This is a genomic window from Flavobacterium sp. NKUCC04_CG (assembly GCF_019345525.1).
Lineage (GTDB): Bacteria > Bacteroidota > Bacteroidia > Flavobacteriales > Flavobacteriaceae > Flavobacterium.
Genome location: NZ_JAHKRA010000001.1, coordinates 61,304 through 78,891, shown reverse-complemented (window position 1 = coordinate 78,891; position 17,588 = coordinate 61,304). Strand labels below are relative to the sequence as shown.

17 protein-coding genes are annotated in these 17,588 nt (G+C 35.7%); all 17 read left to right on the top strand.

Annotation, left to right across the window (positions count from 1 at the left end):
* Positions 1–5 precede the first annotated feature (5 nt).
* The 17 genes from infA (at position 6) to KO524_RS00265 (ending at position 17,416) form a co-directional block, all read left to right on the top strand.
* Positions 6–221 (top strand): translation initiation factor IF-1, encoded by a 216-nt coding sequence (gene infA / locus KO524_RS00345; protein WP_090677799.1) that lies wholly within the window; start codon positions 6–8, stop codon positions 219–221.
* Between the two features lie 11 nt (positions 222–232).
* On the top strand, positions 233–349 hold the full coding sequence (gene rpmJ, locus KO524_RS00340; protein ID WP_219288054.1) for a 50S ribosomal protein L36: 117 nt from the start codon (positions 233–235) through the stop codon (positions 347–349).
* 2 nt (positions 350–351) lie between these two features.
* Positions 352–726: a 30S ribosomal protein S13 gene (rpsM, locus tag KO524_RS00335; protein ID WP_219288052.1), complete on the top strand. Its 375-nt coding sequence runs from the start codon at positions 352–354 to the stop codon at positions 724–726.
* An 8-nt stretch (positions 727–734) separates the two neighbouring features.
* Positions 735–1,118 carry a 30S ribosomal protein S11 gene (gene rpsK, locus KO524_RS00330; RefSeq protein WP_010251764.1) on the top strand — a complete coding sequence of 128 codons (384 nt, stop codon included), beginning with the start codon at positions 735–737 and terminating at the stop codon, positions 1,116–1,118.
* A gap of 86 nt (positions 1,119–1,204) precedes the next feature.
* The gene (gene rpsD / locus KO524_RS00325) at positions 1,205–1,810 is read left to right on the top strand and encodes a 30S ribosomal protein S4 (RefSeq protein WP_219288050.1); all 606 of its coding nucleotides are present in this window, start codon (positions 1,205–1,207) and stop codon (positions 1,808–1,810) included.
* A 25-nt stretch (positions 1,811–1,835) separates the two neighbouring features.
* The gene (locus KO524_RS00320) at positions 1,836–2,828 is read left to right on the top strand and encodes a DNA-directed RNA polymerase subunit alpha (protein WP_219288048.1); all 993 of its coding nucleotides are present in this window, start codon (positions 1,836–1,838) and stop codon (positions 2,826–2,828) included.
* Between the two features lie 31 nt (positions 2,829–2,859).
* Positions 2,860–3,345, top strand: a complete 486-nt coding sequence (rplQ, locus tag KO524_RS00315; protein ID WP_219288046.1) for a 50S ribosomal protein L17 — start codon at positions 2,860–2,862, stop codon at positions 3,343–3,345.
* A 129-nt stretch (positions 3,346–3,474) separates the two neighbouring features.
* Positions 3,475–4,584, top strand: a complete 1,110-nt coding sequence (carA, locus tag KO524_RS00310; RefSeq protein ID WP_219288043.1) for a glutamine-hydrolyzing carbamoyl-phosphate synthase small subunit — start codon at positions 3,475–3,477, stop codon at positions 4,582–4,584.
* 190 nt (positions 4,585–4,774) lie between these two features.
* Positions 4,775–6,064, top strand: coding sequence for a phosphopyruvate hydratase (gene eno / locus KO524_RS00305; RefSeq protein WP_219288041.1), 1,290 nt, complete (start codon positions 4,775–4,777; stop codon positions 6,062–6,064).
* 330 nt (positions 6,065–6,394) lie between these two features.
* Positions 6,395–7,678: a citrate synthase gene (locus KO524_RS00300; RefSeq protein ID WP_219288039.1), complete on the top strand. Its 1,284-nt coding sequence runs from the start codon at positions 6,395–6,397 to the stop codon at positions 7,676–7,678.
* A gap of 169 nt (positions 7,679–7,847) precedes the next feature.
* A complete protein-coding gene (locus tag KO524_RS00295; protein WP_219288037.1) occupies positions 7,848–8,762 on the top strand; it encodes a dimethylarginine dimethylaminohydrolase family protein in 915 nt (304 codons plus the stop codon).
* Between the two features lie 26 nt (positions 8,763–8,788).
* Positions 8,789–9,724, top strand: coding sequence for a citrulline utilization hydrolase CtlX (ctlX, locus tag KO524_RS00290; RefSeq protein ID WP_219288036.1), 936 nt, complete (start codon positions 8,789–8,791; stop codon positions 9,722–9,724).
* 196 nt (positions 9,725–9,920) lie between these two features.
* Positions 9,921–12,071: a TonB-dependent siderophore receptor gene (locus KO524_RS00285; RefSeq protein WP_255555081.1), complete on the top strand. Its 2,151-nt coding sequence runs from the start codon at positions 9,921–9,923 to the stop codon at positions 12,069–12,071.
* A 1-nt stretch (position 12,072) separates the two neighbouring features.
* Positions 12,073–13,500, top strand: a complete 1,428-nt coding sequence (locus KO524_RS00280; RefSeq protein ID WP_219288034.1) for an HmuY family protein — start codon at positions 12,073–12,075, stop codon at positions 13,498–13,500.
* 92 nt (positions 13,501–13,592) lie between these two features.
* A complete protein-coding gene (locus KO524_RS00275; RefSeq protein ID WP_219288032.1) occupies positions 13,593–14,897 on the top strand; it encodes a T9SS type A sorting domain-containing protein in 1,305 nt (434 codons plus the stop codon).
* A gap of 305 nt (positions 14,898–15,202) precedes the next feature.
* Entirely contained in the window at positions 15,203–15,661 is a 459-nt protein-coding gene (locus KO524_RS00270) for a PH domain-containing protein (RefSeq protein ID WP_219288030.1), read from the top strand.
* Between the two features lie 114 nt (positions 15,662–15,775).
* Complete coding sequence (locus KO524_RS00265) at positions 15,776–17,416, top strand: S41 family peptidase (protein WP_219288028.1); 1,641 nt, start codon at positions 15,776–15,778, stop codon at positions 17,414–17,416.
* The last annotated feature ends 172 nt before the right edge of the window (positions 17,417–17,588 follow it).

Genomic DNA, 17,588 nt, shown 5'->3' with positions numbered 1-17,588 from the left:
TTTTTATGGCAAAACAATCAGCAATTGAACAAGACGGAGCAATCATTGAAGCATTATCAAATGCAATGTTCCGCGTGGAGTTAGAAAATGGACATATTGTAATTGCTCATATCTCCGGTAAAATGCGTATGCATTATATCAAATTACTTCCTGGTGACAGGGTGAAATTAGAAATGAGTCCTTACGACTTGACTAAAGCAAGAATTACTTATAGATATTAAAGGCTTTTAAAATGAAAGTAAGAACATCAGTCAAAAAAAGAAGTGCCGAGTGCATTATAGTACGTAGAAAAGGAGTACTTTACGTGATTAATAAAAAGAATCCTAGATTTAAACAAAGACAAGGATAGTTATGGCAAGAATCGCAGGGGTAGACATACCTAAACACAAAAGAGGAATTATAGCTTTGACCTACATCTTCGGAATTGGGAGCAGCAGAGCTAAAGAAATCTTAGAGAAAGCTCAAGTTAGCGAAGATAAAAAAGTTCAAGATTGGAATGATGACGAAATCGGAGCAATCCGTGAAGCGGTTTCATTCTTCAAAATTGAAGGAGAACTTCGTTCAGAAGTTTCATTAAACATCAAACGTTTAATGGATATCGGATGCTACAGAGGAATTCGTCATAGAACTGGACTTCCTTTGAGAGGTCAAAGAACTAAGAACAACTCTAGAACAAGAAAAGGTAAAAGAAAAACTGTTGCCAACAAGAAAAAAGCAACTAAATAATAAATAATATGGCTAAAGCGAATACAAAAAAACGTAAAGTGCTTGTTGAATCAACAGGTGAAGCTCATATTAATGCAACTTTTAATAACATCATCATCTCGTTAACTAACAAGAAAGGTGAAGTTATTTCATGGTCGTCTGCAGGTAAAATGGGTTTCAGAGGTTCTAAAAAGAACACTCCGTACGCTGCCCAAATGGCTGCTGAAGATTGTGGTAAAGTTGCTTTAGAAGCTGGATTAAAAAAGGTAAAAGTTTACGTTAAAGGACCTGGAAATGGTAGAGAATCTGCTATCAGATCACTTCATAATAATGGAATCGAAGTAACCGAGATAATCGATATTACTCCGATGCCACATAATGGATGTCGTCCTCCTAAAAGAAGAAGAGTTTAATTTTATAGTATAACCCAAAGGTAGGAATAGATTATCGGAGGATGAGACCTGAATTCATAATCCCTACCTTTTTTTAATTTTTTGAAATGGCAAGATATACTGGTCCAAAAACAAAGATTGCTCGTAAATTTGGCGAAGCAATATTCGGAGATGACAAATCTTTTGAAAAAAGAAATTACCCTCCTGGGCAACATGGTTTAGCAAAAAAAAGAGGTAAGAAATCTGAATATGCTATCCAGTTGATGGAGAAACAAAAAGCTAAATACACTTACGGTATTCTAGAGAAACAATTCAGAGGGCTTTTCCAAAAAGCTTCTGCTGCTCGTGGAGTAACTGGTGAGGTATTAATTCAATTATGTGAATCAAGATTAGATAACGTGGTTTTTAGAATGGGTATTGCTCCTTCTAGAAGAGCGTCACGTCAAATCGTTTCACACAGACATATCACTGTAAACGGTGAATTGGTAAACATTCCTTCTTACCAATTAAAACCAGGTGATAAAGTTGCAGTTCGTGAAAAATCAAAATCTCTAGATGCTATAGAACGTTCGTTATCTAATTCTAGCGCTGTTTATGAATGGATTACTTGGAATAATGAAACTAAAGAAGGAACATTTGTATCTGTTCCTCAAAGACTTCAGATTCCTGAAAACATCAAAGAACAGTTAATCGTAGAGTTGTACAACAAATAATAATTGACATTCAGTCGAAACAAATATGGCAATATTTAATTTTCAGAAGCCCGATAAAGTTATCATGATTGATTCGACCGATTTTAAAGGTAAGTTTGAATTCAGACCTTTGGAACCGGGATACGGATTGACAGTTGGTAATGCACTAAGAAGAGTTCTTCTTTCATCTCTTGAAGGATATGCAATTACATCAGTTCGTATTGAAGGTGTTGATCATGAGTTTTCGACCATCCCTGGTGTAGTTGAAGACGTTACTGAAATTATTCTTAACCTTAAACAAGTTCGTTTTAAACGTCAAATTGAGGATATCGATAACGAAGCAGTAACCATTAACTTTTCAGGTAAAGACCAATTAACCGCAGGTGATTTTCAAAAATACATCTCTGGTTTTCAGGTTCTTAACCCAGATTTAATCATCTGTAATGTGGATAGCAAAATTACCATTAATATGGAATTAACTATCGAAAAAGGAAGAGGTTATGTTCCTGCAGAAGAAAACAGAAAACCAAATGCACCGATAGGTACAATCTTTACTGACTCTATTTATACGCCAGTTAAGAATGTTAAGTATGCTATTGAAAACTACCGTGTTGAGCAAAAAACCGATTATGAAAAATTGGTTTTTGACATCATCACTGACGGTTCAATTCATCCTAAAGACGCATTAACAGAAGCAGCAAAAACACTGATTCATCACTTTATGCTGTTCTCTGATGAAAGAATCACTTTAGAGGCCGATGAAATTGCTCAAACTGAATCATACGATGAGGAATCATTGCATATGAGACAGCTTCTTAAAACAAAATTGGTAGATCTAGATCTTTCAGTTAGAGCATTAAATTGTTTAAAAGCGGCTGAAGTAGATACATTAGGAGATTTGGTTTCCTATAACAAAAACGATTTAATGAAGTTTAGAAACTTCGGTAAGAAATCTCTTACTGAATTAGAAGAACTCGTAGCTGTTAAAGGATTGAACTTCGGTATGGATCTTTCCAAATATAAATTAGATAAAGAATAAACTAGACTTTTAGTCTAAATTCTAGAAAGCAATGAGACACGGAAAAAAAATAAATCACTTAAGCAGAAAAACCGCACATAGAAAATCTATGTTGGCGAATATGGCTTGTTCATTGATAGAGCACAAACGCATTAATACTACCGTAGCTAAAGCAAAAGCGCTTAAACAATTCATTGAGCCTTTGGTAACTAAATCAAAAACTGATGATACTCATAATCGTCGTGTAGTTTTTTCTTACCTTAGAGATAAAGATGCAGTAACTGAACTTTTCAGAGAAGTTGCTCAAAAAGTTGGAGATCGTCCAGGTGGATATACTCGTATTATCAAGTTGGGTAACCGTCTTGGAGATAACGCTGATATGGCTATGATCGAACTAGTAGATTTCAATGAAATCTATAACGGAGGTAAAAAAGAAGCTAAAAAAGCAACTACTCGTAGAGGTAGAGCTAAAAAAGTAGCTGATGTTACAACTCCAGAAGCAGAAGCAACTGAAACTGCTACTGAAACTAATGAATAGTACTTACAATTATAAAATTGTAGTTATTTAATATTCTTATAAAAGGACACACTTTCGAGTTTGTCCTTTTTTTTAGACCTATATTTTAATTTATTTATTTTACATTTGCCAACTATACAACACATCACAATGGAATATAATAATAGAAATAGCGCCGTTCTACTCTTAAATGACGGAACCGTTTTTTATGGTAAATCAATCGGTATTGAGGGAACTACTTTTGGTGAAATCTGTTTTAACACCGGTATGACGGGATATCAAGAAATCTTTACAGATCCTTCTTATTTTGGACAAATCATGTTATCAACCAATGCTCATATCGGAAATTATGGGGTAAATCCGAATGAAGTAGATTCTGACGGTATCAAAATTTCAGGTTTGGTTTGTAAAAACTTTAGTTTTACCAATTCCAGACCAAATTCTAATGCTACCTTATTGGAATATCTTACCGAAAATAATTTAGTAGCCATCTCCGATGTGGATACCCGTGCATTGGCTAGTTATATTCGCGATAATGGTGCTATGAACGCTGTAATTTCTACAGATGGCAAATCGGTAGAAGAACTAAAAGAGCTCCTTAAAACAGTGCCTTCCATGAATGGATTGGAGTTGGCTTCTAAGGTCTCTACTAAAGAAGCGTATTTTTTCGGGAATCCCGAAGCTACTTATAAAGTTTCTGCTCTGGATTTGGGTATAAAAACCAATATCCTTCGCTGTCTTGCAGAACGCGATTGTTACATTAAAGTTTATCCATATAACAGTACTTTCGAAGAATTAGCGCAGTTCAATCCTGATGGTTATTTTCTGTCAAATGGACCTGGTGATCCCGATCCATTAAACGATGTCAAAAGAGTAGTAGCTCAAACCATTGAGTCTAATTTACCCGTATTTGGAATTTGTTTAGGACATCAATTAATCGCCTTGTCGCAAGGTGTTTCTACTTATAAAATGTTTAACGGTCACCGTGGAATCAACCACCCGGTAATGAATTTGTTAACCAATCGAGGTGAAATCACTTCTCAAAATCACGGTTTTGCCGTAAATAAAGAAGAGGTGGAAAAACACCCTACTTTAGAAATTACTCACTTGCATTTAAACGATCAAACCGTTGCGGGGATTCGCGTAAAAAACAAGGATGTGTTTTCAGTACAATACCATCCTGAGGCCAGCCCAGGACCACATGATTCACATTATTTGTTTGATCAATTTGTTAGTAATATGAAAAATAAAAAAGCTTAGTTCGCAAATACGACCTAACTTTTTATCAAATATAATCTAGGTTGCCTTTTTAAGGCAGCCTTTTTTGTTGGCAATTATTGGTTTTAGCTTGCTTTTTATAGCGAAATTGATTTTAAAATTACAATAAATTCGTAAATTTGTTGAAAATATACTTTTAAAGTCTAACTATACAACACACACACAATAAATCATGAGTACAATTGTTAGAATACACGCTCGTCAAATTTTGGATTCCCGCGGAAATCCTACAGTAGAAGTAGATGTCGTTACCGAAAATGGTGTTTTAGGTAGAGCCGCAGTTCCTTCTGGAGCTTCTACTGGAGAACACGAAGCTGTCGAATTAAGAGATGGCGGAAAAGCCTTTATGGGTAAAGGAGTTTTAAACGCCGTAGCCAATGTAAATGAATATATAGCAACAAATGTTGTTGGTATGAGTGTGTTCGAACAAAATGCAATCGATCAGTTATTGATTGATTTGGACGGTACGCCAAACAAAGCGAATTTAGGAGCCAATGCAATCTTAGGTGTTTCTTTGGCTGTAGCCAAAGCGGCTGCCAATGAATTGGGATTGCCTTTATACCGTTATGTGGGTGGTGTTTCTGCAAACACACTTCCAGTACCCATGATGAATATTATCAATGGAGGTTCTCATTCAGATGCCCCTATTGCGTTTCAAGAATTTATGATTATCCCGGTTAAAGCGGCAAATTTTACACAAGCCATGCAAATGGGGACTGAGATTTTCCATCATTTAAAAAAGGTCTTAAAAGACCGTAACTTAAGTACTGCAGTAGGTGATGAAGGCGGTTTTGCACCAACGTTAAACGGAACTGAAGATGCCCTAGAGTGTATTAAACAAGCAACGGAAGCTGCTGGTTATACTTTTGGTGGCGATATTATGATTGCCTTAGACTGTGCTGCGTCGGAATTTTATGTAAATGGAAAATACGACTATACCAAATTTGAAGGCGCTCAAGGTAAAATCCGTACGGCTGTGGAACAAGCAGATTACTTGGCTTCATTGGCAGAAGAGTATCCAATTATTTCAATTGAAGACGGTATGCAAGAAGACGATTGGGAGGGATGGAAATATTTAACTGAAAAAATTGGTAGCAAAGTACAATTGGTAGGTGATGATTTATTTGTTACCAATGTTCGTCGATTAAAAAGAGGAATTGATGAAAATATAGCGAATTCCATTTTGATTAAAGTAAATCAAATTGGTACGTTAACAGAAACTATCGCAGCGGTAAACATGGCGCATAATGCCGGATTTACCTCTGTAATGTCACATCGTTCTGGTGAGACTGAAGACCATACTATAGCCGATTTGGCCGTAGCTTTAAACTGTGGGCAAATTAAAACGGGTTCGGCTTCTCGTTCTGATCGTATGGCTAAATACAATCAGCTGTTGAGAATCGAAGAAGAATTGGCCGAAGTGGCTTATTATCCGCAAGAAAAAGCATTTAAAATTAAATAAATATTTATTTTTTTAAAGTCAGAAAGCCCGATAAACTATTTATCGGGCTTTCTTATTTTTAAAAGTGCAAACGCTTAAGGGACAGGATTGTTAAATTATCATTTTTTAGGCGTCTAAAAAATAGATATGATAAAAAAAAAGTTTTATTATTGTCGTTATGGTACTGCGGGTATTAAAAATTGGTCAGCCTTAAAAATGTTTAGTTTTTAAAAAGATAATAATTATTTAACTTGTAATAAATAAGATTATTTGTTATCTTTCCTTTTATAAATTACACCTAATTTATTAAATTCGCAATCAGCAAAATAAAAAATAAAAAACAATAATTATATGTCAAAAACTGCAATATTAGAGCTTGATGGCAAGAGATATGAGTTTCCCATTTTCGTCGGATCTGAAAATGAGGTAGCCATTGATGTTGAGAAACTTCGTGCTCTTACAGGAGCGATTACACTTGATCCAGGATTTAAAAACTCAGGTTCTTGTAAAAGTGAGATTACTTATTTAGATGGAGAAGAAGGAATTTTAAGATATAGAGGATATTCAATAGAAGATTTGTCAGCCAATTCTAATTTTCTAGAAGTATCCTATTTGGTGATTTTTGGAGAGTTACCTACAGCCAAGCAATTAAAAGATTTTGAAACGGATATTAGAAAATACACTTTAGTTAACGAAGAGATGAAAGGTATCCTTGATGGATTCCCTAAACATGCGCACCCTATGGGCGTATTGTCTTCTTTAACTAGCGCATTAACCGCTTTTAATCCAAAAGTAGTCAATGTAGAAAGTGAAAAAGAAATGTATGATGCAGTTTGTAAAACGATGGGTAAATTCCTCGTTATTGCTACTTGGACTTATAGAAAAACAAAAGGTTATCCATTAAATTACTACGACAACACTAAAGGTTATGTAGATAATTTCTTGCGTTTGATGTTTGAATTGCCAACAGAGCCTTATGAAATTGACCCGGTAGTTAAAAATGCTATTGATAAATTATTTATTCTACATGCTGAACACGAGCAAAACTGTTCGACTTCAACAGTGAGAATGGTAGGTTCTTCACATGCAGGCTTATTTGCTTCTATTTCAGCGGGTGTTTCAGCACTTTGGGGACCACTTCACGGTGGTGCTAACCAAGCTGTGTTGGAAATGTTGGAAGAAATCCAAAATGATGGCGGGGATGCTGAAAAGTATTTGGCCAAAGCAAAAGATAAAAATGATCCTTTCCGTTTGATGGGATTCGGACATAGAGTATATAAAAACTTTGATCCTCGTGCTAGAATTATTAAAAAAGCAGCAGACGAAGTATTGGCAAAATTGGGTGTTGATGATCCGATTCTTGCAATTGCTAAAAAGTTAGAAGAAAGAGCTTTGGAAGACGAATACTTCAAATCTAGAAGTTTGTATCCGAACGTAGATTTCTATTCAGGAATTATTTATCGTGCCTTGGGTATTCCTACCGAAATGTTTACGGTAATGTTTGCAATCGGACGTTTACCGGGATGGATTGCACAATGGAAAGAAATGAGAGTAAACAAAGAACCTATAGCAAGACCGCGTCAGGTATATGTAGGAGAAACTTTGCGTTCTTATAAAAAAATGGATGATCGTTAATCGAGCACTATTACTATAAAAAAAGCCATCCGTCGGATGGCTTTTTTTATATTTTACATTTCTTAAGTCGGTATAGTCCTGCATCTCTTGCAACTTTCGAATCACGGATTACTGATCATCAATTCCCGAGTTCGATTTACTTTTAGTATCTTTGCTAAAACATATTTCTATGCTTAAGTTAAACGTAAAAAACGAAACTGCTCGACTGCGGACAGTGGTCCTAGGAATTGCTACAAGCAATGGACCCACACCTTCAATAGAAGAGGCTTATGACCCAAAATCACTCGAGCATATATTAGCAGGTACTTATCCTGTTGAAAAAGATATGGTTGCGGAAATGGAAGCTTTTGCTGCTGTTTTTGAAAAATATGATGTGACGGTCTTACGTCCCAAACTCATTTCAGATTACAATCAAATTTTCGCTAGAGATATTGGATTTGTTATAGACGATAAATTTGTAAAAGCCAATATACTACCTGATCGCGCTCGCGAATTAGAAGCTATCCAATATATTATTGATCAAATAGATCCCCAAAACATTATATCAGCACCAGAAGAATTTCATTTTGAAGGTGGCGATGTAATGCCTTGGAACGATTATATATTTGTGGGTACTTATAAAGGAAGCGACTACAAAGATTATATTACGGCACGTACCAATATGCAAGGGGTTCAGTTTTTAAGAGAACAATTTCCAAATAAAATTGTTAAAGAATTTGATTTGGTAAAATCTAAGATCGAGGCTCGTGACAATGCGCTTCATTTAGACTGTTGTTTTCAGCCAGTAGGTACAGACAAAGGCATTATCTACAAAAGTGGATTTAGAGAAGAAGCAGACTATATGTTTTTAGTGAATCTATTTGGTAAGGAAAATTTGTTTCATATCGATAGAGAAGAAATGTATAATATGAATTCCAATGTGTTTTCCATCTCGCCTGAAGTGGTGGTTTCAGAACGCAACTTTACGCGATTAAACAATTGGCTGCGCAGCAAAGGTTTTACTGTGGAGGAAATTCCTTATGCGGAAATCGCCAAGCAAGAAGGCTTGTTGCGTTGTTCTACGCTGCCTTTGATTAGAGATTAAGTTTATAAGATATAATATACCATAACATGAGTCAAACGACCAATACCATATTAATGATACGCCCTGTAGCTTTTCGTATGAATGAGCAAACGGCAGTGAATAATTACTATCAAAAAGTTTTAGATCATACCACCCCAGCAACTGTAAACGCGAAAGCTCAAATGGAATTTGACGCTTTTGTAGAAAAATTACAGGCGGTTGGAGTAGAAGTAATCGTGGTAAACGATACTTTAAGCCCAGATACACCAGATAGTATTTTTCCAAACAACTGGATTTCTTTCCATGAAAATGGCGACGTGGTGTTATATCCAATGTTTGCTAAAAACCGTAGATTAGAACGCAGAGAAGATATTTTGGATATTTTAGAAGAAAAAGGTTATCCTACTAAAGATATCATGGATTATACAGCTGCTGAAGAAGATGGGATTTTCTTAGAGGGAACGGGAAGTTTGTTAATCGATCGTGAAAATGAAAAAGTTTATTGTGCCTTGTCGCCGAGAGCAGATGAAGAATTAGTCATTGAATTTTGCGAGGATTTTGAAATGGATCCGGTAATTTTCGAAGCTTACCAAACGGTTAATGGTGAACGTAAGTTAATTTACCACACCAATGTGATGATGTGTTTGGCTGAAACTTTTGCAGTTATTTGTTCGGATTGTATAGACGACAAGCAAGAGCGTAAAATCGTTTTAAAACACCTAAAGGAATCTGGTAAAGAAATCATAACCATTACGGAAGAACAGGTGAATTCCTTCGCGGGAAATATGTTGCAGGTAAAAGGGGCTAATGACGAGCGTTTCTTAGTTATGAGTACTTCGGCATACCAATCTTTAACGCCTCAACAAATCAAATCCATTGAAAAACATAATAAAATAGTTCACAGCAGCTTGGATACTATCGAAGCTTGTGGTGGAGGTAGTGCTCGTTGTATGATGGCTGAAGTTTTTTTACCCAAAGTATAGCGGTTTTACCGATGATAAATAAAAAAAGCGGAGCTGATGCTACCGCTTTTTTGTTGTTAGTAACTTGCATAAAAAATATTGATAAAAATATTATTTAAATCTAGTATAAATAAAATTAATACATATATTTGCAATTAAGAATAAGTCTAAATAATAAGAAAGGAATATTTGACCTTTAGAATAAACTTTAAGAGAAATGATGTTTGTTAAAAATATTTTTACTGCTGGATTTTTTACTGTCCTAGGACTACAGGTTCAGGCACAGCAAAAAGACAGTATATCCACTATAAATAACCCGTTGGGAGAGATTGTAATCTCGGGACAATTTAGTCCGCAATCGGTTAATAAATCGATCTATAACGTAACGGTTATCAGTAGAGAGATGATCGATAGACAGGGTGGGAATAATCTGGCCGATGTATTAAATCAGACTTTAAATATCAATATCATACCTACCGCTAAAACGGGAAAATCGGGGGTAAAACTCTTTGGATTGGGTTCTTCCTATTTTAAAATTTTAGTTGATAATATTCCCTTAATCAACGAAGAGGGATTTGGATCGGGCTCCGATTTGACACAGATAAATTTGGACGACATCGCTCAGATTGAAATTGTTGAAGGGGCTATGGGCGTAGACTATGGAGCCAACGCTGTAACGGGAATCATCAATATCATTACCAAAAAAAGCTCTCAGTATAAATGGGAAATTACACCAAGCGTACAAGAAGAAAGCGTGGGTAATGAGTATAACCTAAGAGATAAGGGGCGTCATATACAGTCTATAAAAGTAGGACACAAGTTATCCGATAATTTATTTGCTAGCGTCAGCTATATCCACAACGATTTTAAGGGCTTTTGGGATGATCGCAAAGGGCAATATCACGCTGTAGATGATTTTAAAAGAGGGTACAGTTGGTTGCCAAAAAACCAACACAATGTCAAAGCCTTGTTGAACTATTATAACGACCATTACCGAGTGTATTATAAGTTCGAGTTTTTTGATGAAACGATGAAGGATTTTAACGACAATGTTAGTATGAACGTCAATAAGCCGACAGCTACTAGCAATCCCATAGCAGATGATGCAATTCATAATCCACAACGTTTTTTCCACTTATTAAATGCTTCGGGTCGCGTTCGTGATGCTTTTAATTTTGATGCCTCTTTTTCATATCAAAAACAAGAAACCACAGTCGATAGATACCAATATCGAATTTTAAGTGATGAAAAATTTAACCAACGCCAATACGTAACGGAAAGCAGAGATGGTTTTTATTCAAAGGGTTTGTTTAGCAATTTTATCAACAACGATAAATTCGACTTTCAGGCGGGTTATGAAGTCTCTCAGCATAAAGGTTATTCCTCGTCTCTAGAAAATTTAAAAGAAGCTATACCGGTTACTAAAACCTTGGGTAGTTATGATTTCTTTGCTTCGTCGGAAATTGTTCTGTCCGACAGGCTTTCTCTTCGTCCAGGATACCGCGCCATGACGTCTAATCTTTTACCAACGCAACACGCAGCGAGTTTAACCGCCAAATATCTATTTAATCAAGGATACGAATTACGCGGGCATTTAGGGATGTCGCCAAGACTACCTAATTTCGAGGAACTCTATACTTATATGGTAGATGTCAATCACGATATCCAAGGAAATGAAAATCTAAAAGCAGAAAAAGGATGGAGTGCTTCTTTGAATTTAAAGAAAAACTTTATCGTTGACGAAACCTTCGAGATGGAAAATAATCTATCTGTTCGTGCGCTTTTGGTTAGTGATTTTATTGAATTGATACAGATGGATAGTTCTCCTAAAAATTACAAATTTGAAAATCTTGATAAATACCACAATTACAGTTTTACCTATAACAACAATATGCGTTTCGATAATTTAACTGCGGGTATTGGTTTTACTTATGCAGGTATGATTAAAGAGATTTATAAATCGCCTAAAGGGACTACCGATAAAATGTTGTTCTCAGGGCAACTTAATGCCAATATCGGTTATTTGTTACCTAAAACCAATACCAGTTTTTCACTGTTCTTTAAATACAACGGACCGGAGTATAAATTTACGACAGTGGCGGAGTCTGGGCCGGTTGATCCTACTAAACCACTGGTATATGTAAAGGGAAAGCAAAATCCTTATTCATTGTTAGACATCACGGTACATCAACCTTTTTTAGATAAAAAGTTTTCAGCCACTGTAGGTGTGCGTAACCTCTTAAATGTAAAAGAAACCAAAACATCTACCAGTTCTGGAGAAGCGCATTCGGCAGCATCATCAACGCAGTTATTAGCGTATGGGACCAGTGTATTTGTGAAAATTCAATACTTTTTAAATTTCAAATAAGATGAATACGTTTTATAAAATAGTTGTTTTACTTTTCGTTATAGCAATAGGATTTTCCAGTTGTGAAAAGGATCATGAGGTACAACCACAAATTTTTGTAGTGGCTTTTGCACAGCCATTTACCAGCTATTCCAATATTAGCGATGAGCGAAAAATAGAATTGGTATTTTCAAAAAAGGCCGATTTTGATGGGCTTGTTACGGTTAAATTAAGTCAGAAAAACGCGGAATACGGTATTGATTATAGTACCATGCCTGGAATCAATGCGAATAACGAATTTGAAATACCAATCAAGGCAGGTGCTCAAAGTACAGAATTCGTATTTAAAAATTTGATTTATCCCTTTGATCGCGAAGATAAAACAATACAATTTGAAATTGTCAAGATTACGTATCCCGAGGATTCCTTGATTCAAGGAAATTCACGTACAATGATTTCGTTCGCCGCTTCTTTAGGGGGTGTTATTGCGCCAGAAATTGGGGGTCCAAATCAAGCCTTTCAGGTTTATGTAGAATTGAGTAGTGGTAACGAGAAAAAGGTGGCAAGAGATTCTTGGGATCTAGCCTTTTCAACGGAAAGCGATCGTGTCAAGCTAAACGGATCCATTTATATGGCTGTAAAAAAGCTTGATAACAATAATATAGATGCCGTTAGGCAAAATCAAGTCAGCGGTTTTTTTGCAGACGTGGCTATAGGAACTTTTAATCCGGTCAACGAGAATTATGTTGATTCACCTACAGGGGATATCACCAAAACCGCTATTGCTAAGATATCAGAAAACGATGCGGACAATGCCGTTTATTTGGTGAATATGGGCTTTGAACCCGGCACAGCAGCAAACCCATCTGGTGTAGATGTAGCAGGAGAACACCGAGGTTGGAAAAAAATCAGAATCTTAAAACGCGACAACACTTACCTGTTGCAATACGCTAATTTGGATGATACTACCCATAAAGAGGCAATCATAACAAAAAATCAAGCCTATAATTTTAGCTTTTTCAGTATGAAGACCGAGTCGGTAGTTTCGGTAGAACCGACCAAGTCAAATTGGGATTTAAACTTTACTGTTTTTACCAATATTATTGCCGGTAGTGGATCTTATGGATATTCTGATTTTGTAAGTAATAATGTACTGGGTAATGTTAAAGCCTATGCGGTATTTGTTGATAACAATGGAACAGTTGAAGAAGTAGCAAAAAGATTAAATGAAGCCTACAACAACCTAGTAGTTGATTCGAGTAAATTTTCCAATGATCAAAGAGTCATCGGTGCTGAATGGCGTGATGTGTTTTCGGGGCAAGCTTTTAAAGACCGGTTTTTCGTTATTAAAGATGCTAAGGATAATTATTATAAAATAAAAATGATGTCGATGCTCGACGAAAACGGAAAGCGTGGATATCCTAAATTTGAGTATGAATTAATACCTTAATTTTCATGAAATCGCTTAAGCCTTAGGGAGGCGACGAGTAAATCCAGAGGGACTAAAGTGATTTCCTTTGTTAAAACCAAAAAAATATATTTATGACAAAATCTTTACATTTTTTGGGATGGATATTACTGTCTTCCCTATCGTTATTTGCTCAAGAAGGGCAAGAACATAACGTTGAAGTCAATACAGAGGCTGGATATAAAAAATCTGCTTTTGTAAAACTTACAGACACTCCAGAAGGGGCGAAAGTCACTTATATCACTGATAGTAGTTGGGACTTAGCTTTTAGGCGAGATAATGATATGGATAAGGGAATCCGCGTAAACATGTCTAAATTCGGAGCTATTCAGGTTTTAGAAGCTTCTTCAGACTTAGCGCAATGGAATGCCATTAGTTATACCGATGAGAGTCAAACAACCATGCCCGTATTGTACAACTCCAACGATAATATTTTTCAAGGAGCCTTGGATAACGGATCGGCATCACAGAATATGGGACCTAACGGTACACTCCATATCGGTTGGGGTACTTATCAAATGTCTGATCATTCCATTCGTGGAAATCGAATTTTTTTGTTGAAGTATAGTGCTACCAAATATGTGAAAATGTATGTAGTAAAATATTTGGCTGCTTATACGATTAAATATGCCATTTCTGACGGAATCGGAGGATGGCAAGCCGATCAAGAGGCCACAATCAGCAATGCTACTAACCCCAATAGTTATTTTAACTATTTCTCCTTTGAAAACCCGTCAAACAGTACTCAAACGATATTGGAGCCGACTAAAAAACAATGGGATTTTATGTTTACCAATGACTATGAAGTAGTGCCGGGTATGGGAGTGTATTATTCTTATGGTTTGATATTACAGAATCCTGAAGCGGCAGTGGCTATAACCGCTGAGGGAAATACAGCATTGCCGGTGGAGAATGATTATCAGGAAGCATCAAATACTATTGGAAAAGACTTTAAAGTATTATCGGGATATAGTTATGTTCCTTCAACACAAAACTATTATATCAAAACGGAAGATGGTGATTTGTATAAAATCAATTTTCTAACTTTTGAAGGCTCAAGTACGGGGAAGTTCTCTTTTAAATATAAAAAAGTGGGCAGGCTATCTACGAGCAGTTTTGACGATAAGGTTAAATTTGATATCGTACCCAATCCAGCGATTGATAAACGAATTAATTTAATCTATGAAGTAGCTCAAGAAGGTTTAAGTACAATCGCTGTTTTTAGTTTAACGGGAGCCTTGGTATATGAATCGCAATTAAATGCAGCCTCTGGACTTCATAATCAAGTCATTGATTTGTCGAGATATCCAGCTGGGGTTTATATGGTCAAAGTACATACAGCAAACCAATCACAAATCAAAAAAGTGATTTTAAAATAAAAGTGACGTTGCAAATAAGTTTTTATTTGTTGTTCATTGAGTTGTTAGTTTATTTTTGTTTAGGAACTCCGCGAAAGCGGAGTTCTTTGTTTTTATAAGAAAAAAGATAAAATCTTAGACGAAAAATAAGAGTATTAACATTGATTTTTGATTTTTTAAATTAAAGTACTGTTTTAAGTTGGGTTTAAAATGAGAATTATTTAAAATTAAAATGTTAAAATAGATATTTTGTTTTTTTTATTCGTGTTTTATTGATAATATTTGATTTATTGTAAAAATCAACTGCGTAAAGTGCAACAACTATTATGAAAACAAACAGTGCTGTTCAAAAGTATCCTGCTAAAAAAGGTAATTACTTACTATTTATTATTTTATCACTATTTCTTCCGGTTATTTATATTTGGTTAATAAGTTTTCAGTTTAAAGAATTGATACCTTATAGTATGATTTCTTTTGTTCCTTTTTTGTTTTTGTTATGGATATATTGTACAACGACTTATCATATTATCAACGATCAAATCTTTTACCGATCGGCATTTGTTCGCGGCTCTTTTTACATTAAGGATATTGAGAAAATAGAATGGGTAAACCGTCCTAAAGAAGGTGTACGCCCAGCCTTAGCTTCGAAAGGTATGGTTATCTATTTTGAAGAGGGGAAACGCGTATTTCTTGCACCATTAAATCCAAAAGGATTTATTAAACGTATCTTGCATACCAATCCGCAGATTAAAGTGGAACGTAAAATCATTTATTCAAAGTATTAGACAAGGCTTTAAAAGCGATTCCTAATCTTTGACGACCTAAAAAGAGGTAGTATTAATATGTATGTAGTAGTACACCTTACCAAAAGACTTTAAAAGAGAATACTCATTCCACTTATGAAATTAAAAATAGTTTTTTTGCTAATCTTCTTGGGTACGACTTCTTGGGCTCAAGATAATAATAATAAAATAGAGACTTTAATTCAAGTTTGGGGTTTTCTAAAATACAACCATCCTCAAGTAGCAACTGGGGTGGTGGATTGGGATATGGAATTTGTCGAAAAATGGCAAGAAATTCAAAACACGACTACAGTAGATCAACAGAATAAAATATATATCGACTGGCTAGCTAAGCTAAAAACGCCAAAACCTTGTTTGGAGTGTAGTGCTGTAAAAACAACTGCTTATGCCGGTAATGTGGTGCTGGATTGGATCAACGAGATTCCTTTAAATGACGATATCAAAAACCAGTTGCACTATATTTTGCAAAACAGAAATTTGGGTAAAAATTATTTTGTTCAATTTCATCAAAAAACCCAACTTCCATTATTTAACAATGAGCGACTAATAACCTCGGCGGCATTGCCCAATAAATCACAACGCATTTTGGCCTTGGCGAGATACTGGAATGCGATTAATTATTTTTATCCGTATAAGCATTTAATGGCAGTGAAATGGCAGGATGTTTTAACGGAAATGTTACCTGATTTTGCATCGGCTGCCTCAGCTACAGCTTATCAAGAATGTTTTTTAAAAATGAATAAAGATTTAGCTCATAGCAGTGCTTTTATCGCTTCAGATTTGATATTCGATAAAATTGGAAAGAAAAAGATTCCCTTTAAGCTAGAGTATGTTGATCAAAAGTGGAAAGTAGTTGAATTTGAAAACGATTCTTTGGCCCATTTGGGGAGTTTGCAATTGGGCGACGAGATTTTGGAAGTAGCGGGGAAGCCTATTCAGACCTTAGTGGACGAATATGGCGTTTGGATGTCTAATTCCAATCCTCAAAGTCTCATGGTTTCCGTTGCAGCTACCTTACTGAATGGAGTAGAAGATCAGGTTGATTTGACAATACGTCGATCTGGTGAAACCTCCAAAATTGTTCAAAAAAGATATGCTGTAGTTGACTTCTACTGGGATAAAGACAAAAGTGAAGCCGATAATGCGTGGGATATTGTCGATGATAAAATCATTTGGTTAAAGGCTTCGGAATTGGATTACAATCAAATCAATGCATTTCAAGCTGCTTCGGCTACCAGGCGTTATCTGATTCTGGATTTACGCGATTACCAATTGCCATCGGGTTTAAAACTGGGCGACTACTTGGTTCCGCGAAGCAAAATTTTCGCACAAATGGTTGAACCTAACAGCCGCTATATCGGAAACTTTAATACCGTACCCAAAAAAAATGAAATCCCTGCGGTTAAACGATTTTTTAGAGGGACTACCTATGTCTTAATCAATGAGAAAACAAGGGGGCAGGCAGAATTATTAGCGCTACTTCTAAAGGGAAGTGATCGTATGGTAACGATAGGGAGTCATAGTTCCGGTACCTTAGGTTACCTGACAAAAATAGTACTTCCAGGTGATGTAAATGCCTTCTTTCCAGGAATAGGTGTGCAAAATGTTGACGGTACAGATATACAGCAAAAGGGAATTCAGCCGGATCTGCTTTTAGATTTAGGAGCTACTTCTGACGATAGAAAAGAAGTTATAGAGAAAATTCTTAGGCTTGTGCAAAAAACGGAGACGCCATAGGTCCAAGCTTATTTTAAGAACGGTTTATTTTGATTAACGTAATTAACGCGGTGAAATCTTAAATATTTAATAAAAAAAGCAGATCCATTCCTAGGAGCAGTCGATAAATAGTTGAATTTTATTTCATTTATGGGGTTCTCCTGTTTTTTTATATTAAGAAATTGTCAAATGT